Annotated in this window: 18 protein-coding genes; 9 read left to right on the top strand and 9 right to left on the bottom strand. The window is 67.5% G+C overall.

Annotated features, from left to right (window positions below):
* Positions 1-15: 15 nt before the first annotated feature.
* Both SSPN_RS0105695 and SSPN_RS59330 read right to left on the bottom strand, forming a co-directional pair.
* The gene (locus tag SSPN_RS0105695) at positions 16-1,566 is read right to left on the bottom strand and encodes an N-acyl-D-amino-acid deacylase family protein (RefSeq protein ID WP_010692843.1); all 1,551 of its coding nucleotides are present in this window, start codon (positions 1,564-1,566) and stop codon (positions 16-18) included.
* A 28-nt stretch (positions 1,567-1,594) separates the two neighbouring features.
* Entirely contained in the window at positions 1,595-1,948 is a 354-nt protein-coding gene (locus tag SSPN_RS59330; protein WP_237710459.1) for a hypothetical protein, read from the bottom strand.
* 172 nt (positions 1,949-2,120) lie between these two features.
* On the opposite strand from SSPN_RS59330, the gene SSPN_RS59335 reads away from it, so the two are divergent.
* Positions 2,121-2,630, top strand: coding sequence for a lipoate--protein ligase family protein (locus tag SSPN_RS59335; protein WP_237710460.1), 510 nt, complete (start codon positions 2,121-2,123; stop codon positions 2,628-2,630).
* Positions 2,631-2,681: 51 nt separating this feature from the next.
* Here the strand turns inward: SSPN_RS59335 and SSPN_RS0105705 are convergent, their stop codons facing one another.
* The 3 genes from SSPN_RS0105705 to SSPN_RS0105715 all read right to left on the bottom strand — a co-directional run bounded on the left by SSPN_RS0105705 (position 2,682) and on the right by SSPN_RS0105715 (position 4,999).
* A complete protein-coding gene (locus SSPN_RS0105705) occupies positions 2,682-2,909 on the bottom strand; it encodes a DUF5703 family protein (RefSeq protein WP_010692844.1) in 228 nt (75 codons plus the stop codon).
* Positions 2,906-3,889 carry a YncE family protein gene (locus tag SSPN_RS0105710; protein ID WP_010692845.1) on the bottom strand — a complete coding sequence of 328 codons (984 nt, stop codon included), beginning with the start codon at positions 3,887-3,889 and terminating at the stop codon, positions 2,906-2,908. The genes SSPN_RS0105705 and SSPN_RS0105710 overlap by 4 nt, the downstream gene beginning before the upstream one ends.
* 126 nt (positions 3,890-4,015) lie before the next feature.
* Positions 4,016-4,999, bottom strand: a complete 984-nt coding sequence (locus SSPN_RS0105715; RefSeq protein ID WP_010692846.1) for an aldo/keto reductase — start codon at positions 4,997-4,999, stop codon at positions 4,016-4,018.
* Between the two features lie 251 nt (positions 5,000-5,250).
* On the opposite strand from SSPN_RS0105715, the gene SSPN_RS0105720 reads away from it, so the two are divergent.
* Both SSPN_RS0105720 and SSPN_RS0105725 read left to right on the top strand, forming a co-directional pair.
* Positions 5,251-6,099: an undecaprenyl-diphosphate phosphatase gene (locus SSPN_RS0105720; RefSeq protein ID WP_010692847.1), complete on the top strand. Its 849-nt coding sequence runs from the start codon at positions 5,251-5,253 to the stop codon at positions 6,097-6,099.
* A gap of 103 nt (positions 6,100-6,202) precedes the next feature.
* On the top strand, positions 6,203-6,898 hold the full coding sequence (locus SSPN_RS0105725; protein WP_029535010.1) for a histidine phosphatase family protein: 696 nt from the start codon (positions 6,203-6,205) through the stop codon (positions 6,896-6,898).
* A gap of 98 nt (positions 6,899-6,996) precedes the next feature.
* Here SSPN_RS0105725 and SSPN_RS0105730 read toward each other — a convergent pair whose 3' ends face one another.
* The 3 genes from SSPN_RS0105730 to SSPN_RS0105740 all read right to left on the bottom strand — a co-directional run bounded on the left by SSPN_RS0105730 (position 6,997) and on the right by SSPN_RS0105740 (position 8,988).
* Positions 6,997-7,833, bottom strand: a complete 837-nt coding sequence (locus SSPN_RS0105730; RefSeq protein ID WP_010692849.1) for a hypothetical protein — start codon at positions 7,831-7,833, stop codon at positions 6,997-6,999.
* Positions 7,827-8,375 carry a hypothetical protein gene (locus SSPN_RS61470; RefSeq protein WP_143539641.1) on the bottom strand — a complete coding sequence of 183 codons (549 nt, stop codon included), beginning with the start codon at positions 8,373-8,375 and terminating at the stop codon, positions 7,827-7,829. The genes SSPN_RS0105730 and SSPN_RS61470 overlap by 7 nt, the downstream gene beginning before the upstream one ends.
* Positions 8,376-8,715: 340 nt before the next feature.
* A complete protein-coding gene (locus SSPN_RS0105740) occupies positions 8,716-8,988 on the bottom strand; it encodes a helix-turn-helix domain-containing protein (RefSeq protein WP_010692851.1) in 273 nt (90 codons plus the stop codon).
* Positions 8,989-9,044: 56 nt separating this feature from the next.
* Here SSPN_RS0105740 and map point away from each other — a divergent pair, with 56 nt between their 5' ends.
* From map to SSPN_RS42605, 3 genes are all read left to right on the top strand, one after another.
* Positions 9,045-9,812, top strand: a complete 768-nt coding sequence (map, locus tag SSPN_RS0105745) for a type I methionyl aminopeptidase (RefSeq protein WP_010692852.1) — start codon at positions 9,045-9,047, stop codon at positions 9,810-9,812.
* A 291-nt stretch (positions 9,813-10,103) separates the two neighbouring features.
* Positions 10,104-11,279, top strand: a complete 1,176-nt coding sequence (locus SSPN_RS0105750) for a macrolide family glycosyltransferase (RefSeq protein ID WP_010692853.1) — start codon at positions 10,104-10,106, stop codon at positions 11,277-11,279.
* Positions 11,280-11,297: 18 nt separating this feature from the next.
* Positions 11,298-12,494, top strand: coding sequence for an erythromycin esterase family protein (locus SSPN_RS42605; protein WP_010692854.1), 1,197 nt, complete (start codon positions 11,298-11,300; stop codon positions 12,492-12,494).
* 46 nt (positions 12,495-12,540) lie between these two features.
* Here the strand turns inward: SSPN_RS42605 and SSPN_RS0105760 are convergent, their stop codons facing one another.
* A complete protein-coding gene (locus tag SSPN_RS0105760) occupies positions 12,541-13,887 on the bottom strand; it encodes an MFS transporter (protein WP_044573443.1) in 1,347 nt (448 codons plus the stop codon).
* Between the two features lie 222 nt (positions 13,888-14,109).
* Between SSPN_RS0105760 and SSPN_RS0105770 the strand changes: the two genes are divergently transcribed.
* The 3 genes from SSPN_RS0105770 (at position 14,110) to SSPN_RS0105785 (ending at position 17,468) form a co-directional block, all read left to right on the top strand.
* Positions 14,110-14,499: a hypothetical protein gene (locus SSPN_RS0105770; protein ID WP_010692857.1), complete on the top strand. Its 390-nt coding sequence runs from the start codon at positions 14,110-14,112 to the stop codon at positions 14,497-14,499.
* Positions 14,500-16,136: 1,637 nt separating this feature from the next.
* The gene (locus tag SSPN_RS0105780) at positions 16,137-16,811 is read left to right on the top strand and encodes a class I SAM-dependent methyltransferase (RefSeq protein ID WP_143539639.1); all 675 of its coding nucleotides are present in this window, start codon (positions 16,137-16,139) and stop codon (positions 16,809-16,811) included.
* Between the two features lie 435 nt (positions 16,812-17,246).
* Positions 17,247-17,468, top strand: a complete 222-nt coding sequence (locus tag SSPN_RS0105785; RefSeq protein ID WP_143539638.1) for a DUF4158 domain-containing protein — start codon at positions 17,247-17,249, stop codon at positions 17,466-17,468.
* The last annotated feature ends 251 nt before the right edge of the window (positions 17,469-17,719 follow it).

Below are 17,719 nucleotides of genomic sequence, written 5' to 3' on the forward strand. Positions count from 1 at the left end.
AACGCGATGACGGGCTCACGGCTTTGGTGTGAGGCGGATTCCGGTGCGGGGACCGAGGTATTCGCCGTTGTCGACGACGGTTCGCCCGGCTTGGCAGACCCAGGGGATGCCGGCCGGTGGCCGCAGCGGGTCTTGGTAGTCGCCGACGTCGATGACCGTGTCGGCGTCGAAGGCGACCAGATCGGCGACGTGGCCGGGGGCGATCACGCCGCGGTCGGGGATGCGGAAGCACTGGGCGGGCAGCGAGGTCATCCGGCGGATCGCTTCGGGCAGGGTCAGGACGCCGCGCTCGCGGACGTAGCGGCCGAGTACACGGGGGAAGGTGCCGGTCAGCCGCGGGTGCGGTTTTCCGCCGGTGCCGGGAGGCAAGCCGTCGGAACCGATCATGGTCTGCGGGTCGGTCATGGCGAGTCCGAGGTCGTCCTCGTGCATCGAGAAGTTGATCATCGTGACGCGGAGGTGTTCGTCGACCAGGACTCTGATCAGCGCGTCGACGGGTTCGGTGCCGTCGGTCGTGGCGATCTCGGCGATGGTGCGGCCTTCGAAGCGGTGGCTGGCGGTGGTGGCGATGAGGATGCGGTCCCAGGCGGTCTGGTCGCCGATCGTGGTGGCGAGGTCGTCGCGTCCGGTTCGGCTGCGCAGGCGCGTGAGGGTCTCGTCTGTGGTACCGGCTAGGTAGTTGGTAGGTAGGACGGCGGTGAGCATGGTCGAGGATGCGGTGTAGGGGTAGACGTCCTGGACGATGTCGTGGCCGGTGTCGCGGGCCTGGTGGATCTTGTCCAGGGCTGGGCGCATCTTGCCCCAGTTGTCCGGGTGGGTGGCTTTGAGGTGCGACAGGTGGGTGCGTCCTGCGGTGGAGCCGATGAGGAGGGCTTCGTCGATGGATTCCAGCAGGGCGTCGCCTTCGTTGCGCATGTGCGTGACGTAGAGGCCGGTGCCGCCGAGGGCTTCGGCGACGGCGGTGAGTTCGTCGGTGGTGGAGAAGACGGCGGGTGGGTAGATCAGGCCGCTGGAGAGGCCGAACGCGCCGGCGGTCATGCCTTCTTCCAGAGCGGTTCGCATGGTGCGCAGGGTGTCGTCGTCGGGTGCGGTGTCAGCCATGTCGAGGGCGGCGATGCGGAGGGTGCCGTGTCCGATCAGGGGGCAGTAGTTGGTGACGTAGCCGGAGGCGTCGGTGGCGGCGAAGAGGTCGTGGAAGCCGGTCCAGGTGAAGTCCAGCGGTGGGAAGAGGCGTTGCAGGAAGGTCGCGAGGGCGTCGGCGTTGCCGGTGCTGCGGGGTGCGAGGCTGAAGCCGCAGTTGCCGACGATTTCGGTGGTGACGCCTTGGAGGATCTTGGTGGTGTCGTCGGTGGTGAGCAGCGGGGCGTTGTCGGCGTGGGAGTGGACGTCGATGAAGCCGGGGGCGAGGACGAGTCCGGTGAGGTCGCGTTGGGGGGTTCCTGCTGGGAGCGTGCCGGGGTGTTCGACGGCGGTGATGCGGTCGTCCTGGATGAGGATCTCGGCGGACCGCAGGGGCGCTCCGGTGCCGTCGGCGAGGAGTGCGCCGGTGAGCAGTTCGGTGGTCACGCGGGTTTGCCTTTCGCGCTGCCGGTGGTTAGGGGTCGTCGGGTGATGTTGTCGGGAGCGTAGGCGTCGATTTCAGGGGTGCGCGGTGCGCGGTGAGTACAAGGTTCCCGGTGGGAAGCTGGTCGTGGTCGATCTGGAGGTTGTGGACGGTCGGCTGGTCGATGTGCGGTTGAGCGGGGATTTCTTCCTGGAGCCGGATGAGGCTTTGGAGGACATCAACGGTGCGTTGTCGGGTGCCCTGGCGGATGCCGGTGGTGCGGAGTTGGCGGGGCGGATCCGGAGTGGTCTGCCGGCTGGTGCGCGGTTGGTGGGGTTCGATGCGGAGGCGGTTGCGGTTGCTGTGCGGCGGGCGTTGACGCATGCGTCGGATTGGGCTGATCACGAGTGGCGGTTGATCCACGATGGGCCGCAGACGCCGTTCATGCACATGGCGTTGGATCAGGTGTTGGCCGAGGCGGTGGCGGCGGGGCGGCTGGCTCCGACGTTGCGGTTCTGGGAGTGGGCGGGGCCGGCGGTGATCATCGGGCGTCCAGTCGGTGCGCAACGAGGTCGACATGGCGGGTGCGCAGCGGCACGGTGTCGAGGTGGTGCGGCGGATCACTGGTGGTGCGGCGATGTTCGTGGAGTCGTACGCGTTCTTGGACGACTGGGTGCTGGGTGTGTTGCGGGAGCTGGGGTTGAACGTGTGGTACCAGCCGTTGAACGACATCGCTTCTGATGGCGGGAAGATCGGTGGGGCGGCGCAGAAGCGGTTGGGGTCGGGTGCGGTGCTGCACCACGTGACGATGTCTTACAGCATCGATGCGGACAAGATGGGTGAGGTGTTGCGGGTGGGGAAGGAGAAGTTGTCGGACAAGGGGATCACGAGCGCGTCGCAGCGGGTGGATCCGTTGCGGCGGCAGACGGGGTTGGCGCGCGAGGTGATCATTGAGCGGTTGATCGAGGGGTTCCGGCGGCGGTTCGGGTTGGTGGACGGGCCGGTGTCGGAGGGCGAGTGGGAGCGGGCTCGCGAGTTGATCGAGTCGAAGTTCGCGACGCGGGAGTGGTTGTTGCGGGTGCCGTGAGCGTGCGGGGTCGCTTCTGCATGAGGCAGGCAGAAGCGTGGGGTGTTGGGTTCAGGTGAGCAGGCCGGGTACGCCGGGGGTGGTGCGGCGGCGGCGCAGCCAGACCTTGCGGGTTCCGTCGGAGTAGAGGAGTACCCGGGAGAGTTCCCAGCCGGAGAATTCGGCGTGGATGCTGAGTTGGGTCGCTGCGCTCCAGCGGGTGATGCCCGGGGGCAGGCGCAGCGGCCGGTACTCCCAGTCCGAGTCGGTGTCGGTTCCTTCCGCGTTCACGGGTTTCACACTCTCACCACCTGGTATCCGGCGCCGTTGGCGGAGGCGATGTAGATGTCTCCGGTGTCTGGGTCGACTGCGACTGCGTTGGGTTGGGTGATGGTGTGGAGCCGGTGGCGTTCTTGGGGTTCGCCGCCGGCGATGTCGTAGCCGACGATTTCGTTGGTTGCGGTCAGCGTGACCCAGGCTAGGTCGCGGGTGGGGTCGTAGGCGAGGCCGTAGGGGGCGCCGGGGACGGGGTAGCGCTGTTTCATGATCAGCGGGTCGGTGCTGAAGGCGAGGAGTTCTTGGCCGCGGGTGTCGATGGTGAGGATGCGGCCGTAGCGGTCGGTGACGGCGTTGGTGGCGCCTTGTCCGGCGCGCAGGCCTGCGCCTTTGGTTCCGGTGGTGGTGTCGATGGGGGTTAGTGCGGTGGTGAGGCGGTCGAGGACGACGACGCTGCCGCCGCGGGTGGGTAGCAGTTGTGCGGGGCCTTGGAATTTTTCGGTGGTGGCGGTGGGGTTGCCGTTTTGGAGGATGGTGACCGTGGCGGTGTCGCGGAGGATGATCGCGGTGCGGTTGCCGTCGAGGTCGATTGCGTCGATGGGGCCGCCGGGTACTGGGGTGGGTTGTGCGGTGGCGGTGCGTAGGTCGATGCGGGTGAGGGTGTTGGTGTCGGGGAGCGCTGCGAGGAGTTGCCCGTGTTCGGCGCGCAGTGTGGCGGGTGCGCTGGGCAGGGTGACCGTGCGTTGGGTGTTGGTGTGGGTGTCGATGAGGGTGAGGTTGGGGCCGCTGGCGAGTACGAGGGTGTGGGTGTCGCGGTCGTAGGCGGCGTGTTGCACCGGTGGCGCGGGGTGGACGGTTCCTGCTGGTGGTGTGGTTGCGGGGGGTGCGGTGGCGGGTGTTGCGGCGGTGAGGGTGTCGGTGACCTGGAGGGGGTCGCTGGTGGTGTCCATTCCGCAGCTGGTGAGCAGGGTTGCGGAGAGGCAGATGATGGCCAGCCGACGCAACGAGGTCCTCCTTGGTGCCGCGTGCCCGCGGGGTGCGGTGCGTGTTGCTTGCTTCCAGCATCCCTGATCTGGGTGGTGGGGTGCCGTGTGGGGCGGTGCGGGGTGCGGTGGACCTGTGGGTGGGGGTCAGGGCTGGGCGGGGTTGCGTTCGGGGTAGCTCTTGTCGGGGGCGCTGATGTCGTCGAGGGCGGCGCGGATGGCTGGGGGGAGGGTGAGGTCTTCGGCGGCGAGGGCGGTTTTGAGTTGGGGGGCGGTGCGGGCGCCGAGGACGGGGGCGGTGACGCCGGGGCGGTCGCGGACCCAGGCGAGGGCGACGTGGACGGGTGAGGTGCCGAGGCCTTCGGCGGCGGTGAGGACGGCTTGGACGATGCGGGCGGCGCGTTCGTTGCGGTGGTGTTCGACGTAGCTGGCGAAGTGGCTGGTGGCGCCGCGGGAGTCGGGTGGGGTGGCGTTGCGGTATTTGCCGGTGAGGACGCCGCGGCCCAGTGGTGCCCAGGCGAGCAGGCCGAGGCCGTGGTGTTCGGCGGCGGGTGTTACTTCGCGTTCGATGCCGCGTTCGAGCAGGGAGTATTCGACTTGGGTGGCGATTAGGGGGGTGCGGGTGGGGTGGGCGTTCTGGTGTGTGGCGGCGGTGGCGAGTTGCCAGCCGGAGTAGTTGGAGATGCCGGCGTAGCGGACGCGGCCGCTGGTGACGGCGGTGTCGATGGCGGAGAGGGTTTCGTCGAGGGGGACGGTGGGGTCCCAGGCGTGCAGTTGCCAGAGGTCGAGGTGGTCGACTTGGAGGCGGTGTAGTGAGTTGTCGAGGGCGGTGAGCAGTGCGCCGCGCGAGGCGCCGCCGCCGAAGGGGCCGGGTTTGCGGCGGGCGACGGCTTTGGTGGCGAGGACGATTTCGTCGCGGGGGATTTGGGTGGCGAGGAGGTCGCCGAGGATTTCTTCGCTGCGGCCGTCTTGGTAGACGTCGGCGGTGTCGAGGAGGGTGCCGCCGGCTTCGTGGAAGGTGGACAGTTGCTCGGCGGCTTCGTCGGCGTCGGTGTCCAGTCCCCAGGTCATGGTGCCGAGGGCGAGGCGGGAGACGCGGAGGCCGCTGCGGCCGAGTTGTCGGTGTTCCACGTTGGGTGAGGGTATTCGCTGTGGCGGTTGTGTTCGGTGAGGCTGCAGCGGCGGGTCTGGTTCTGGGTGTTCCGGATCACAGTGCTCGGTGAGTGTCGGGTTTGTTCGTTGCTTGCTGTGATCAGTTGCTAGCTGACCTGCTGGGATGTGGGTTTGCGGGGTGGGGGTGGGTGGGTGTTGGGAATGTTGCAAGATTTGGGTTCCGGGCTTGGCGGCCGGTGGCCGGTGGGCGCATAAGAGTTTTCACGATCGTGCTGGAGTGGGTTTCGTTGTCGTGGTTGCAGGCCCTGGTGTTGGCCGTGGTCCAGGGGCTCACCGAGTTCCTTCCGATTTCTTCGTCTGGTCATCTGTCGATCGTGTCGAAGTTGTTCTTCGGTGACGATGCGGGTGCGTCGTTCACGGCGGTGACGCAGATCGGTACCGAGTTGGCGGTGGTGATCTACTTCGCCAAGGACATCGTGCGGTTGGTGGCGGTGTGGTTCCGGGGCTTGGTGTCGGCTGAGGTGCGGCGGACGCAGGATTACCGGTTGGCGTGGTATGTGATCGTCGGAAGTTTGCCGATCGGGGTGCTGGGTTTGTTGTTCCAGGACGTCATCCGGTCGACTTTCCGGAGTTTGTGGATCACTGGTGCGACGTTGATCGTGTTCGGTGTGCTGATGGGGTTGGCGGAGCGGTTCGGCCAGCAGCGTCGGGCGCAGGACCAGTTGCGGTTGAGCGATGGCGTGGCGATGGGGTTCGCGCAGTCGTTGGCGTTGATCCCGGGTGTGTCGCGGTCGGGTGGCACGATCACGGCTGGTTTGGCGTTGGGGTTGGATCGGCCGACGGCGGTGCGGTTCTCGTTCTTGTTGGCGATTCCGGCGGTGTTCGCGGCGGGGTTGTCGGAGATTTCGCACGTGTTCGAGCCGAGCCCGTACGGGTTGCAGCCGTCGGTGGCACAGATGGTCGTGGCCACGGTGGTGGCCGGGGTGATCGGGTATGCGGTGATCGCCTGGTTGTTGCGGTTCGTGGAGCGGCACAGCGTGTACGTGTTCGTGTGGTACCGGATCGTGTTGGGTTTGGTGTTGTTCGGGTTGTTGGGTTTCGGCGTCATGCAGCCGTGATCTGGTGATTGTTGGGCGCGGTCCGCACCAGGTTGGTGCGGGCCGCGCCTTTTTGTGGGGGTTGTGGTGGGTGGAGTCGGGGTTGGGCCTACCCTCGGCTGGCGTGGCGACTCTCATCCTGTTGCGGCATGCGCGGTCGGCGGCTAATGGTGCCGGGACTTTGGCCGGGCGTTCGCCCGGTGTCGGGTTGGACGAGACCGGGGTGGGCCAGGCGGCGGGCCTGGTGGACCGGTTGGCGGGGGTTCCGTTGCGGGAGGTCGTGGTGTCGCCGTTGCAGCGGTGCCGGGAGACCGTGGCGGGGTTGGTGGCGCAGCGGGGGCTTTCGTCGGTGGTGGAGCCGGATCTGGCCGAGGTCGATTACGGCGAGTGGACCGGGCGCAAGATTTCGGAGTTGGTGGAGGAGCCGTTGTGGAAGGTGGTGCAGCAGCACCCGTCGGCGGTGGTGTTCCCGGGTGGTGAGGGGTTGGCGCAGGTGCAGGCGCGGTCGGTGGCCGCGGTGCGGGCGCATGATCGTCGGCTGCCCGCGGATGCGGTGTGGTTGGCCTGCACACATGGTGACGTGATCAAGTCGGTGCTGGCGGATGCTTTGGGGCTGCATCTGGATGCGTTCCAGCGGATCGTGGTGGATCCGTGTTCGGTGAGCGTGGTGCGTTATACCGAGACGAGGCCGTTCGTGTTGAAGGTCAATGACACGGGTGGGGATGTGTCGGGGTTGGTGCCGCCGGTGGATGCGGCGAAGTCGGGTTCGGATGCGGTCGTGGGCGGTTCGGCTGGTGTTTCGGAGTCTGGCCGCGGCTGACCGTGGGGTGTTCGGCCTGGTCAGCGGCCGTGAGTGGTTCGGGTGCTATGGCGCCGTGACGTACTCGCGGCCGCTGACCAGGTGAATCGTTGTGGTGGTTAGCTGTGGAGCTGAACGAGGTGGCAGTGGGCGTCTTCGGACAGGAAGCGCTGGGTGCCGCCGCTGTAGCGGACGAGGACCTGCTGGTTGTTGGCCGGGGTGACCTGGTCGACGATGCCGACGGGGCCGATCGGCCCGTAGATGCGGACTGCGTCGCCGGGCAGCAGTTCGTCGGCGTTGATCTGTTCGACGTTGGTGGCGGTCGAGGCGGGCCGTAACCAGCGGGTGGTGGCGAACCAGGCGGCGAAGGCGGCGGCGGCCAGGAGCAGCGGCAGCCAGGCCTGCAGGTCGATGAGCGCCAGGCCCAGTGCGGCGCCGGTGAGTGCGGCCCATAGTCCGGAGCTGATCGGGATTTTGCCCAGTTGCAGCCAGCCGGTGGTGCGGATGGTGCCGTCGGGTCGGCGGCCGCGGGGTGCGGCGGTGGGCTGTTCGGGGGCGTCGAAGTAGGTTTCTTCGGCGTCGGCGAGATCATCGCGGGTGGTTTCCCGGGGGGTGATCTTGCCGAGTGGCTCGCGGTGGGTGTCCTCGGGTCGCACCCGGGGGATTTCGGTGGTGTCGGTGACCGATGGGTTCTCGGTCGGGATCGCCAGCGGCTGGTTGAAGCCGGTGTGGTCGGGGTTGAGCAGGGTGCGCAGCATGGTGACTTCCGTGTCGCGGCGTTGCCCGCATTGCGGGCAGACCATGACCACGCCGGTGGGGGCGTCGTGGTCGGTGACGGTGGTCAGCGGACCGTGCCCGTGGGGGCATTGCGGGGCGTGGGGACCGTTTTCCAGGATGCGCAGGGCGCTGGCGTGGTGGCGGTCGGTGGGGTGGTTGTCGTCGGCGTTGTTCACCATTGTGTGGTCCACCTCAGCTTGCCGTCATCGGCGCGTTCGCAGCTGGCGGGCGCGCCGGAGGAGGTGCGGCCGGAGTCGCCTTCCCGGGAGCAGCGTTCACCTTCTTCGACCACGGGGACCCAGTCGCCGTCGTGGTTGGTGCTGGGCCGGGGGCGGCCGTTGTCGCCGTCGCGGCCGGGCGGGCTGGCTGGGCGGGTTGGCTGGGGCTGCTGTGTGGGGGTGGTCGTGGTCGTGGTGGGGACGGCCGAGGGCGTGGGACGTTTGCTGGTGGTGCTGGTCGTCGTGCTCGGAGGCGTGGTCGGCTCCGGTTCGGTGGTCGTCGTGGTGGTCGGCGGGTCCATCGAGGTGGTGACCGGGGCGAGTTGGCTGACGGGCACGCGCGCGGGTTGCGGGGGCGTGGCGAGATCTTGGCTGCCGGTGGGCAGGGCGTTGATCATGCCGGCGCCGGTCGCGGTCAACAGCGCGGCGGCGGGCAGCAGGCGTACCGCCAAGGGGCTTTTCCACCACCATCGGCGCAGCTGGTCGGGGTGCTCGGCAGGCAACTCGTGACTCCGTTCGTGTTGTGCCGGTTGTTCTCCCCGACCCGGCTGGCGAATCGTAGCGAATTCGTCATGAACTCGTGTCGTAAGCCGGGGTGGCGCTGTGGGTTGCTGGTTGGTTGTTGGAGCGTATGGAACCGCGGAGTCTTGCCTGTGATCTCTATCGCAGCGTCGGCGGCGTGTGCGCGGGGTAATGGAAAACGCATGTCCGGACACGAAGAGTCGCCACCGCGATCGTCCGATGTGGACGCTCTGCGGTGGACCTCGGACCGGGTTCCACGGGCATTGGCGGTCGCCGGTCTTTTCGGCTGGGCTTTAGGAGAACTTATACCTTGAGGTGGTGTCAGGCCGACATACGTCGTTGCGTTTCCTGTGCCGCCGCGACGTCCCTGCGCAGTTCGTCCAGCGACAGTCCTACCGCGTCGGCGACCGCGGCGACGGTGAAGAACGCCGGGGTGGGGATGCGGCCCTTCTCGATCTTGCGGAGGGTCTCGGTGGAGATCCCGGATGCGGCCGCGATCTCGACCATGCTGCGTTCGCCGCGGGCGTCCCGCAGCGCTTGGCCGAGTAGTTCGCCCCGTCGTCGTTCGTGCTCGTTCAGCGGCACACGCACCATAGCGTGATACTAATATCGGTATAGTTATTGGGTCCAGTGGTGTGGGAGAGACACACGTGATCGAACTGAAGACAGCGACGGAGATCGACGCGCTGCGCGAAGCGGGCCGCATCGTCGCCCAAGCGCTGCAAGCCGTCCGCGCACACGCCACCGCCGGCACCACCCTGCGCGAACTCGACGAGATCGCGCACACCACTATCACCGACGCCGGCGCACAACCGGTGTTCCTCGGCTACCGGCCCCACTGGGCACCCATCCCGTTCCCCGGCACTATTTGCGCCTCGGTCAACGACGCGATCGTGCACGGCATCCCCAACGGGCGAGCACTAACCGACGGCGACCTGGTCAGCATCGACTGCGGAGCCCGCCTGCAGGGCTGGGTCGGCGACGCGGCGATCACCTTCAGCGTCGGCCCGGGCCGGGCCGAAGACACCCAGCTGACCGAAACCACCGCGCAGGCCCTGGCCGACGGCATCGCCGCCGCCCGGCCCGGCCGCCACACCGGCGACATCGCCCGCGCCATCGGCATCGTCGGACGCGGCGCCGGCTACGGCATCCCCGGCCCCCTCGGCGGCCACGGTGTCGGCCGCGACATGCACGAAGCCCCGTTCGTGCCCAACGACGGCCCCGGCGGACGCGGCACCCCGCTGCGCCCGGGACTGGTCCTGGCCATCGAGCCGATGTTCCTCGCCGGCGGCAGCGACGACATCCGCACCGCCGAGGACGGCTGGACCGTGCTCACCAGCGACGGCAGCCGCGCCGCCCACGTCGAGCACACCATCGCCATCACCGAGGACGGACCACGCGTGCTCACCCTGCCCTGACCCGCCCCGGAACCACGCGGTTTCCGGAGCTTCGCGCAAAATCCCGGAACCGCCCAGCGCATGCGGTGGTAACTGGAAACGGCACGAGGGAATGCGACGAATGGCCGATGCCGGACGCAATTCCTGTGTGGCAGGCGCGGTCTTGCGGCGATGACCCAATTCGGACGCGAGCCTCTTTTCTCCGGAAAAGATGAAAACGGCGATGATCAACGCCACATGCCGCTACCGGAACAGACCCGGATACTGGACGGTGAGCCCCGCGCGGAACGCGCACGTCCAGCCCGAGGAATTATGAAAAAGCACTTCGCCTTCGTCAGCATGCCCGCCGTCGGCCACGTCAACCCCACGCTGCCGTTGGTCGCCGAACTGGTGCGCCGCGGTCACCGCGTCAGCTACGCCATCGGCCGGGAAATGGCGTCCACCGTGCGAGCCAGCGGTGCCGAAATCCTGGAACTACCCACCGAAATGCCGGAAATACCGCCACAGGTCCAGCCCGGCCCGCCGCCGGTGGCGAAACTGATGCACTTCCTCATCGACGACATTCGCGCCAGCTTCCCGCTGCTGCGGCAACGATTCCGCGCCGACCCGCCGGATGCGGTGTGCTTCGACACGATGACCAGCACCGGACGCATGCTGGCCCAAGACCTCGACGTCCCCGCGATCGCGCTGGTGCCCAGCTTCGCCGCCAACGAGAACTTCTCGCTGCGCGACGTGTTCCCCGCCGACAACGGCGGATTCCCCACCGAAGCACTCGCCGAATTCGGCAGCCAATTCCAGCAGGTGGGCGCCGAGTTCGGTGTGCGCGCCGAACTTCCGTTCGGCGCGCCGCCCGCCGAGCTGAACCTGGTGTTCCTGCCGCGGGAATTCCAGCTCCGTGCCGACACCTTCGACCAGCGGTTCCGTTTCATCGGCCCGCTGCTGGGCGAGCGCGCCGAAGTGCCCTGGAAGCCCCGCGAACCGCACGCCCCGCTGCTGTTCATCTCCCTGGGAACCGCGTTCAATAACCGCCCGGAGTTCTACGGGATGTGCTTCGAGGCATTCGGCGGGAGCCAATGGCAGATCGCGATGTCCACCGGCCAGCACATCGACCAGGCCCAACTCGGCGCGATCCCCGCGAACTTCGACGTGCGCGCCTCCTTCCCGCAACCGGCGGTCCTGCGCCACGCCACCGCGTTCCTGTCCCACACCGGCATGAACTCCACCATGGAATCCCTGCACGCCGGGGTGCCGCTGGTGGCCGTGCCGCAGATGCACGAACAGGCCGCCAACGCCGCCCGCGTCGAAGAACTGGGACTCGGCCGCCGACTGAAGCCCGAAACCCTCACCGCCACCGACCTGCGCGCCGCGGTCGACACCATCGCCGCCGACGAGCAGGTCCGCGCCAACCTCGACTGGATGCGCGAGATCATCCGCGGCTGCGGCGGAGCCCCCGCCGGAGCCGACGCCCTCGAAACCCACCTGAGCTGACCCCCCGGGGGAATGGCAGTGGCCAGCACGCTGCGGGAATTGACCCACCCGATCGCGACCACCGACCCCGACACGGCCAGTACCAGCGATCTCGACGCGCTCGGCGACCTGGTCGGGGACGCCCGCGTGGTCTGCATCGGCGAAGGCGACCACGGGATCTCCCAGTTCCACCAGATCACCGACAGGATCCTGCGGTTCCTCGTCCAGGAGAAGGGATTCACCGCCTTCGCCCTGGAATCGGGCTTCGCCGAAGGGCTGCTGGTCGACGACTGGATCCACGGCGCGCTTGGCGATGTCGGTGACATCGCCAAGCGCGGTGTCACCTACCGGTTCGGCGAATGCGCGGAAAGGCACGCCCAACTGCGGTGGATGCGACGCTGGAACACCTCGGCGCCGCACCCGATCACCTTCTGCGGTATCGACGTCCCCGGATCCGCGGCCTCGCCAGGACCGGCGGTGCGGGCCTGCCTGGCTCGGCTCCCAGGTCAGGCAGGAGACGACGAGCTGCTCGCGCGCACCGACTTGGGTGGGCATGCGGTGGCGGCCCGTCGCTACGCGGCCATGTCGCCCTCCGAGCATGCCCGGCTGAGGGCGGGCATCGCGGACCTGGCCAGCCGGGCCGCAGTGCAGGGCGACGAAATCGCCCTGCACTGCGCGGCTTCGGCCCGAGCGCTGGACCGGCTGATCACCGCAGGCAGCCCCAGCACTCGAGACGAGTTCATGGCCGACACCGTGCAGCGGCTCCTGGGCCGAGGACACCGCGTCGTGATCAGCGCGCACAACGGCCACGTGCAACGAAGCCCCATCACCGGCCGGCCGACCCTGGGCGGACTGCTCGCACCCGAACTCGGCAGCGACATGGTCGTCATCGCCACAACCTACGGCAACGGCCCCGAAATCCACCTAATCCCGCGCAGCGGGCAGCCCTACGACTGGGAAGTGTCCCTGCAGCGGAGAACCCCATCACCGACCAGCATCGAAGCGCTGCTGAACACCACCGGTCGGCCCATCGCGTTGCTCGACCTCCACGCCACACCCACCGGGCTCCTCGCCGGCGCCGAACACCTGCACGCCCAAGGCACCCAGGTGCCCGTCGGTGACTTCCGGGAGGCCTTCGACGCCATCATCCACTTCCACGACGGTGCTCTCGTCCCCGGCGTGATCGAGAAACTCCGCGCCGACATCGAAGCCGCCAGCGATCCGCGCGGCCACTGAGTGGTTTCGGTGACCACAGCGCCCAAAACCACTCACGGACCAGCCCTCACCGGACGCGGACGGCCACCGCCACGGCCAGCAGCGTCAACACCGAGGCGACACCGAAACCCGCGAAATACGCCGTGACCGGCGACCACACCAACCACGCCGCGAACAACGCACCCGTGACCGCCAGAACGGTCGTGGTGAACAGCGACTCGCTGAGCTGCAACGCCGAACTGTTCACCCCCTGCTCCTGCGGCGCCGACCACCGCAGCGTCAACAGCGACAACACCGGGTACATCAACCCCATCCCCAGTGACAGCAACGTCAACCCGGCGATGCACAACAACAGCGGCACCACCGGGACAACCGTCGCGGTCACCCCCGCCACCCCGGCGGCCAGCAGCACCGCACCCACCACCGGAACCCGCTGCTGCGAGGACATCCGCCCCTGCAACCACGAACCGGCCATCCACCCCACCGCACTGGTGGCCAGCACCAAACCGGCCGTGGTGGGCGACAAACCCCGTTCCCGCGACAGCATCAGCGGAATGAACACCTCAGCCGCCGAGGCCGCCGCGCCCGCGATACCCCGCAACGCCACCACGCTGGGCAGCCCCACCCGGCCCTGAAACGTTCCCGCCGGCAACAACATCGGCGCGAACACCACCAGAGCACCCAACCCCAAAACGACCAGCACCACCGGAACCCAGCCGGTCTGCTGCCCGCCATAATGCAGCAGCAATGCCCCCGCGGCCGCACCCAGCGCCCACAACGGACGACGCGAGCGGCGCCGCTCCGGCGCCGCGGGCCACGACAACCCGCGCAAACTGGGGTTCACCAACACCAACGAAGGCACCGCCAGCACCGCTGTCGCCAGGAACACCCACCGCCAGCTCAACTGCTCTACCAGCAAACCCGCCACCAACGGGCCCGCGATCGACGGCAACAGCCACGCCCCGGCCAGCAACCCGAAAAACCGCGCCCGCAACTCCTCCGGCAACGTGTGCCCGACGACCACGTACAGCGCCACCGAGATCAACCCGCCACCCAGGCCCTGCACGATCCGGCCCACCACCAGCACCCACATCACCGGCGCCACCCCTGCCAGCAGCAACCCGGCGGCAAACACCGCGACCCCCACCCGCAGCGGCACCGCCGGCCCCCGGACATCGCTCCACCCGCCCGAGACGACCATGCTCACCACACCTGCGGCCAAGGTCCCGCCGAAAGCCGCCGCATACAGAGCCAACCCGTCCAGGGCCCGCGCCACCGTCGGCATCGCCGTGGCCACTGCCACGTACTCGAAGGCCACCAACGAGATCAAGATCAGCGCACCAACGGTCAGCGACCGGTAGCGGCGGGACAGCAAACCCGCCCCGGCTGCGGAATCGGCATCGATCGCGGACACGGGCCACCCCTTGCGCGGCTCATCGGACGACGGACCGTGCCAGCGTTCAACCTCCACCGCACTCCAGGTCAAGCCTGCCTGCGATCAGCGCGCCCGGGCGTGCCTGGGGCGGCGGTCCAGCCAGAGCTGGGCGAGCATCAGCGGAACCACCCAGCCCAGCCACGTCGTCAAACCGCCGACGGTCCACATACCGTTCCGCTCAAGCTGGGGCTGCTGAGCGCCGTGACCAGTGTGCTGTGGGCCGCGGGGTTCAACTACCTCCACGAGCGCCGCAAGCTCGGCGACTATGTCTTCTACGCGGTCCGTGACGAGTTCGAGAACGCCACGTTCCTGAAGTTCTTGCTCTTCATCGGCGACCTCGCGATCCCGATTCTGGGGTGTGCCGCGGTTGCGGCGCTCCTCAAGGCGATAGTCGTTGGCCGTCTGAACATGTCGCAGACGCTCGTGCACTTCGTGGCGCTGGTAGCCAGCTCGGCGAGCATGTTCGTCGGCTGCGGCCTCATGTACAGCGCCGGGTCCAGAGCTATCTGGCCGGCGATCGTGATGGGTGCCCTGGCCGGGCTTCAGACGGACATCAGCCAGTCCGATACCGAGGCCAGTCCCGACAACTGAGCATCCGTAAGAACCTGTATTCGAGTTGAGGCAAGGGTGCTGTCACCGGTCGGGTTCGCCAGGGGCGTTGCGGTTGAGAAACAACCCAGGGCACTCCTAATCGCGGGCCAGTCGAGGCGGGCCTGCTTCCGGTCGCCCAGCGTGCGGCGTAACTCAGCATTGGCGGGCACGGTGCGGGGTTTCCCGCCGTAACGGCGTTTCCCCTCTCGCGCCGGCACTTTGCCACTGCGGGCCCGTGGTGCACGTCGTCAACGTCGAGGCGACCGGCTCCGTGGCACGCAGGCCGGAGTTAGTACACGGTCGACGACCACCACGAGGCCTACGACGAAGGAGAAGCTGACTTGCCGGAGTACGCGTGGGCTACAACGGACTACCCCACCCGGCCTAGTTGGAGGGCCGTCTCGCATCGACGTGGTCGTGCCATCTTAAAGAACTCCGTAGCAACTGCCCAGAATCGCTACGATGGCTAGCTGAACACTAGACAATCAGCTCGGTCTTCACTCCCGCTCATCCGGCTCGGCGAAGGAGAACCTGGTTCGTGCCATATCCTTGCAACCGCTGCGGACGCGTGATCACAACGCAGCCGTCGATGTGCTGCGGCGCCTGCATCAGGGTCATCGACAAGGAGGCGGAGTCGTATGCGAGAAGGACGATGCGTGAGTCGGACCAGATCCTGGCGGAATGGCGACGACAGGACAAGGTCCTCGAGCCGAAAGGCGGGTGTGCTCTCGTCATACTCGCAGTCGCAGCACTCCCACTCGTCCTAACCGTTTCCGATGTAGTGCGGTTTATATAGGGGTTAGCTGATGTCTGTACACGCGAGGTCGGTGCGGGTGAGTTTGTGCGAGGAACAATGGACCGAAAACTGACGCTTCTACGGTCCGTGACTATCGCGGATAACCCCGGACTATCTGCGGTGCCTCCCACTACGCACATCGCTGACCAGCATGACCGTCCTCGCCAAGGGACGACCAGAACACTTCGGAAGAAATCCGGCTGGCTGTCCGCCGCAATGCCTGCGCGGTCAACCGGCACCCGCCCGCCAGGAACCGCCGCTCGGCGGGAGCCGGGGACGCCCACCGCGAAGCCGACCAAGCCAAGGGCAAGCAACCCGGCCGACCCCCGCAAACTCGACGCCAACCAACTCACCGCCGCCCGCGCCGCGCTGGATGCCGGCCAGCCGATCGAGCAGGCCCGCTGCTCCCGAAGCCCCGGCAGGGTGCGGTGACAGCTTCCTCCCCAATACCCCGACCGACGTCGGTAGGCAAACCGCCTACCGAAACCACCCGCCCCGCGACAATGTGAGGAAACATCGTGCTGATAACGCCCACACATCACGACCTGCCATCCGCCCGCAGCGATGATCACGGATGCCTCGGCACCCTGGACACCCGTGCCGACTCCCCGCAAAGGCAGGGTGACTACCACACAAGTTTCAGCCACAGCCTGGTGCCCACAAAGCAGTCGGGAGACCCGGCGTGACTCACACACAAGCACCCCGCGGTGCAGCTTCGGCGTCAGCCCACTCGGAGTGGCTGCCCACCCGCTACCGCGACGGCGTCTTCAGTCACGCGCTGGCGACCGAACACGAACGGCTGAGACTGCTCGAGTCCGTCCTCGATCCCCATACCAAGGACATGCTGAGCGAACTGGGAGTCGGTCACCGGTGGCGATGCCTGGAGGTCGGCGCCGGCGCAGGCTCTATCGCCGTATGGATGGCCCGACAAGGCGCCTCCGTGACCGCCATCGACCTGGACACCACGTACCTGGACCGCCTCGATGAGCCGTCGATCACGGTGCGGCAGCACGACCTGTGCACCGACGATTTCCCACCCGGATCGTTCGACCTCATCCACACCCGGTACGTCCTGACCCACCTTCCTGACCAGGATGAGGCGATCTCCCGGCTGGCCGGCTGGCTCGCCCCCGGCGGCATACTGCTAGTCGAAGAGCCGGCGTTCTTTCCCATCCAGAACGCACCGCACCCTGCCTACCGGACGGTCACGCGCGCGTTTCGCGACTATTTAGAGGACACGGTCGGCACCCGAACCGACTGGGCCAGAAGCCTGCCTACGCCCCTTTTCGGAAAGGGGCTCACCGGCATCGACATGCGGGCGCGCTTCCAGCAGATCCGCGGAGACGACGCCGAGTCCCAGTGGTGGCGCCTTACTCTCGAACAGTCACGCCCCGGCATCGTCTCCGCCGGGCTGGCGCCGGACTCCTTGTTCGAGCGCGCCTACGCCCAACTGAGCGACCCAACCTTCCGGGACCTCTCACTGGCCGTTTTCACCGCATGGGGACGCAAGGAGTAACACCCCCGGCGGGTCTGCCCCCGGGTTCTCCGGAGGTAGATTCTTGGATTCTTGTGCCACCCGATCTTGAGAGGGTTGCACGACTGTGAACTGTCGAGTCCAGGGTCAAAACGTGCCAATGTGATGCATGCGACGCTTCGTCACGAAGGAATCAGGAATCCGGTCTTGCCAACGAAAACCAAGTTGGTCTGCCGGAAACCTGATTTCCTGGGGGTTCCGGCAGTAATGGTCGAGGAAAGGGCGAATATGCAGGTCACCTGCTACGCCAGGCAGCGACCAGGAGGTCCGGTGGTTCTGCCGCCGTTACTACCGGCACCCCGAACGCGCCAGCGTCGCGCACGGTCACCAGCTGCAGGCTGAAGCCGAGCGTCGGGTGGGGCGCGTTGAGCCACTGGTAGGGCGCTGTTCGGCGGTGGTGAGGATGTGCTCCGTTTGTTGATCACTACAGGCGGAGCGGGGGATGTCGACGAGGTTCTTCTCTCCGAGGAGGTAGCCGAGCGGCTCGGGTGGCGGCTGGCCAACGATGCCGAGTGGAAAGATCCCGAAGAGTTCCTGCTGGCTTGGGCGATGGAGCGCGATTCGCCGAGCGTGGCGTTCCGCTTGGTCTGCGAGTACTGCGCCAGCGCCCGGAACATCGGGCCGGCGTGGTGCCGCTGATGCGCGCGGTCGCCGCAGCACGTGAACGCGCCACCGCCGAGACGTTCGTGCAGCTGGAGCCACTTCTGCGTCCGGAGCGCCGGGAAGAGCTAGACGGGCTGCTGGTCGCAGGCAAGGATCTTCGGCCGTGTCATGCCAGCTGTGTAAGCCGCGGTGATGCCGCTTAATGATCTTGGCCAGAGTTGCTCGCTGAAATTCCCCACTCGGGCGTGGTCGGCGGAGCCACGCGGGTGGGGAATTTCAGTGAGCAG

This window comes from Saccharopolyspora spinosa NRRL 18395, from assembly GCF_000194155.1.
Taxonomy (GTDB): Bacteria; Actinomycetota; Actinomycetes; order Mycobacteriales; family Pseudonocardiaceae; genus Saccharopolyspora; species Saccharopolyspora spinosa.

Excerpts from the sequence above, each read along its gene's own strand:
- SSPN_RS59335 (WP_237710460.1), top strand. The coding sequence starts at position 2,121 with ATGGCGGGTGCGCAGCGGCACGGTGTCGAGGTGGTGCGGCGGATCACT.
- SSPN_RS0105730 (WP_010692849.1), bottom strand. The coding sequence starts at position 7,833 with ATGGTGAACAACGCCGACGACAACCACCCCACCGACCGCCACCACGCC.
- SSPN_RS0105740 (WP_010692851.1), bottom strand. The coding sequence starts at position 8,988 with ATGGTGCGTGTGCCGCTGAACGAGCACGAACGACGACGGGGCGAACTA.
- SSPN_RS0105750 (WP_010692853.1), top strand. The coding sequence starts at position 10,104 with ATGAAAAAGCACTTCGCCTTCGTCAGCATGCCCGCCGTCGGCCACGTC.
- SSPN_RS0105780 (WP_143539639.1), top strand. The coding sequence starts at position 16,137 with ATGCTGAGCGAACTGGGAGTCGGTCACCGGTGGCGATGCCTGGAGGTC.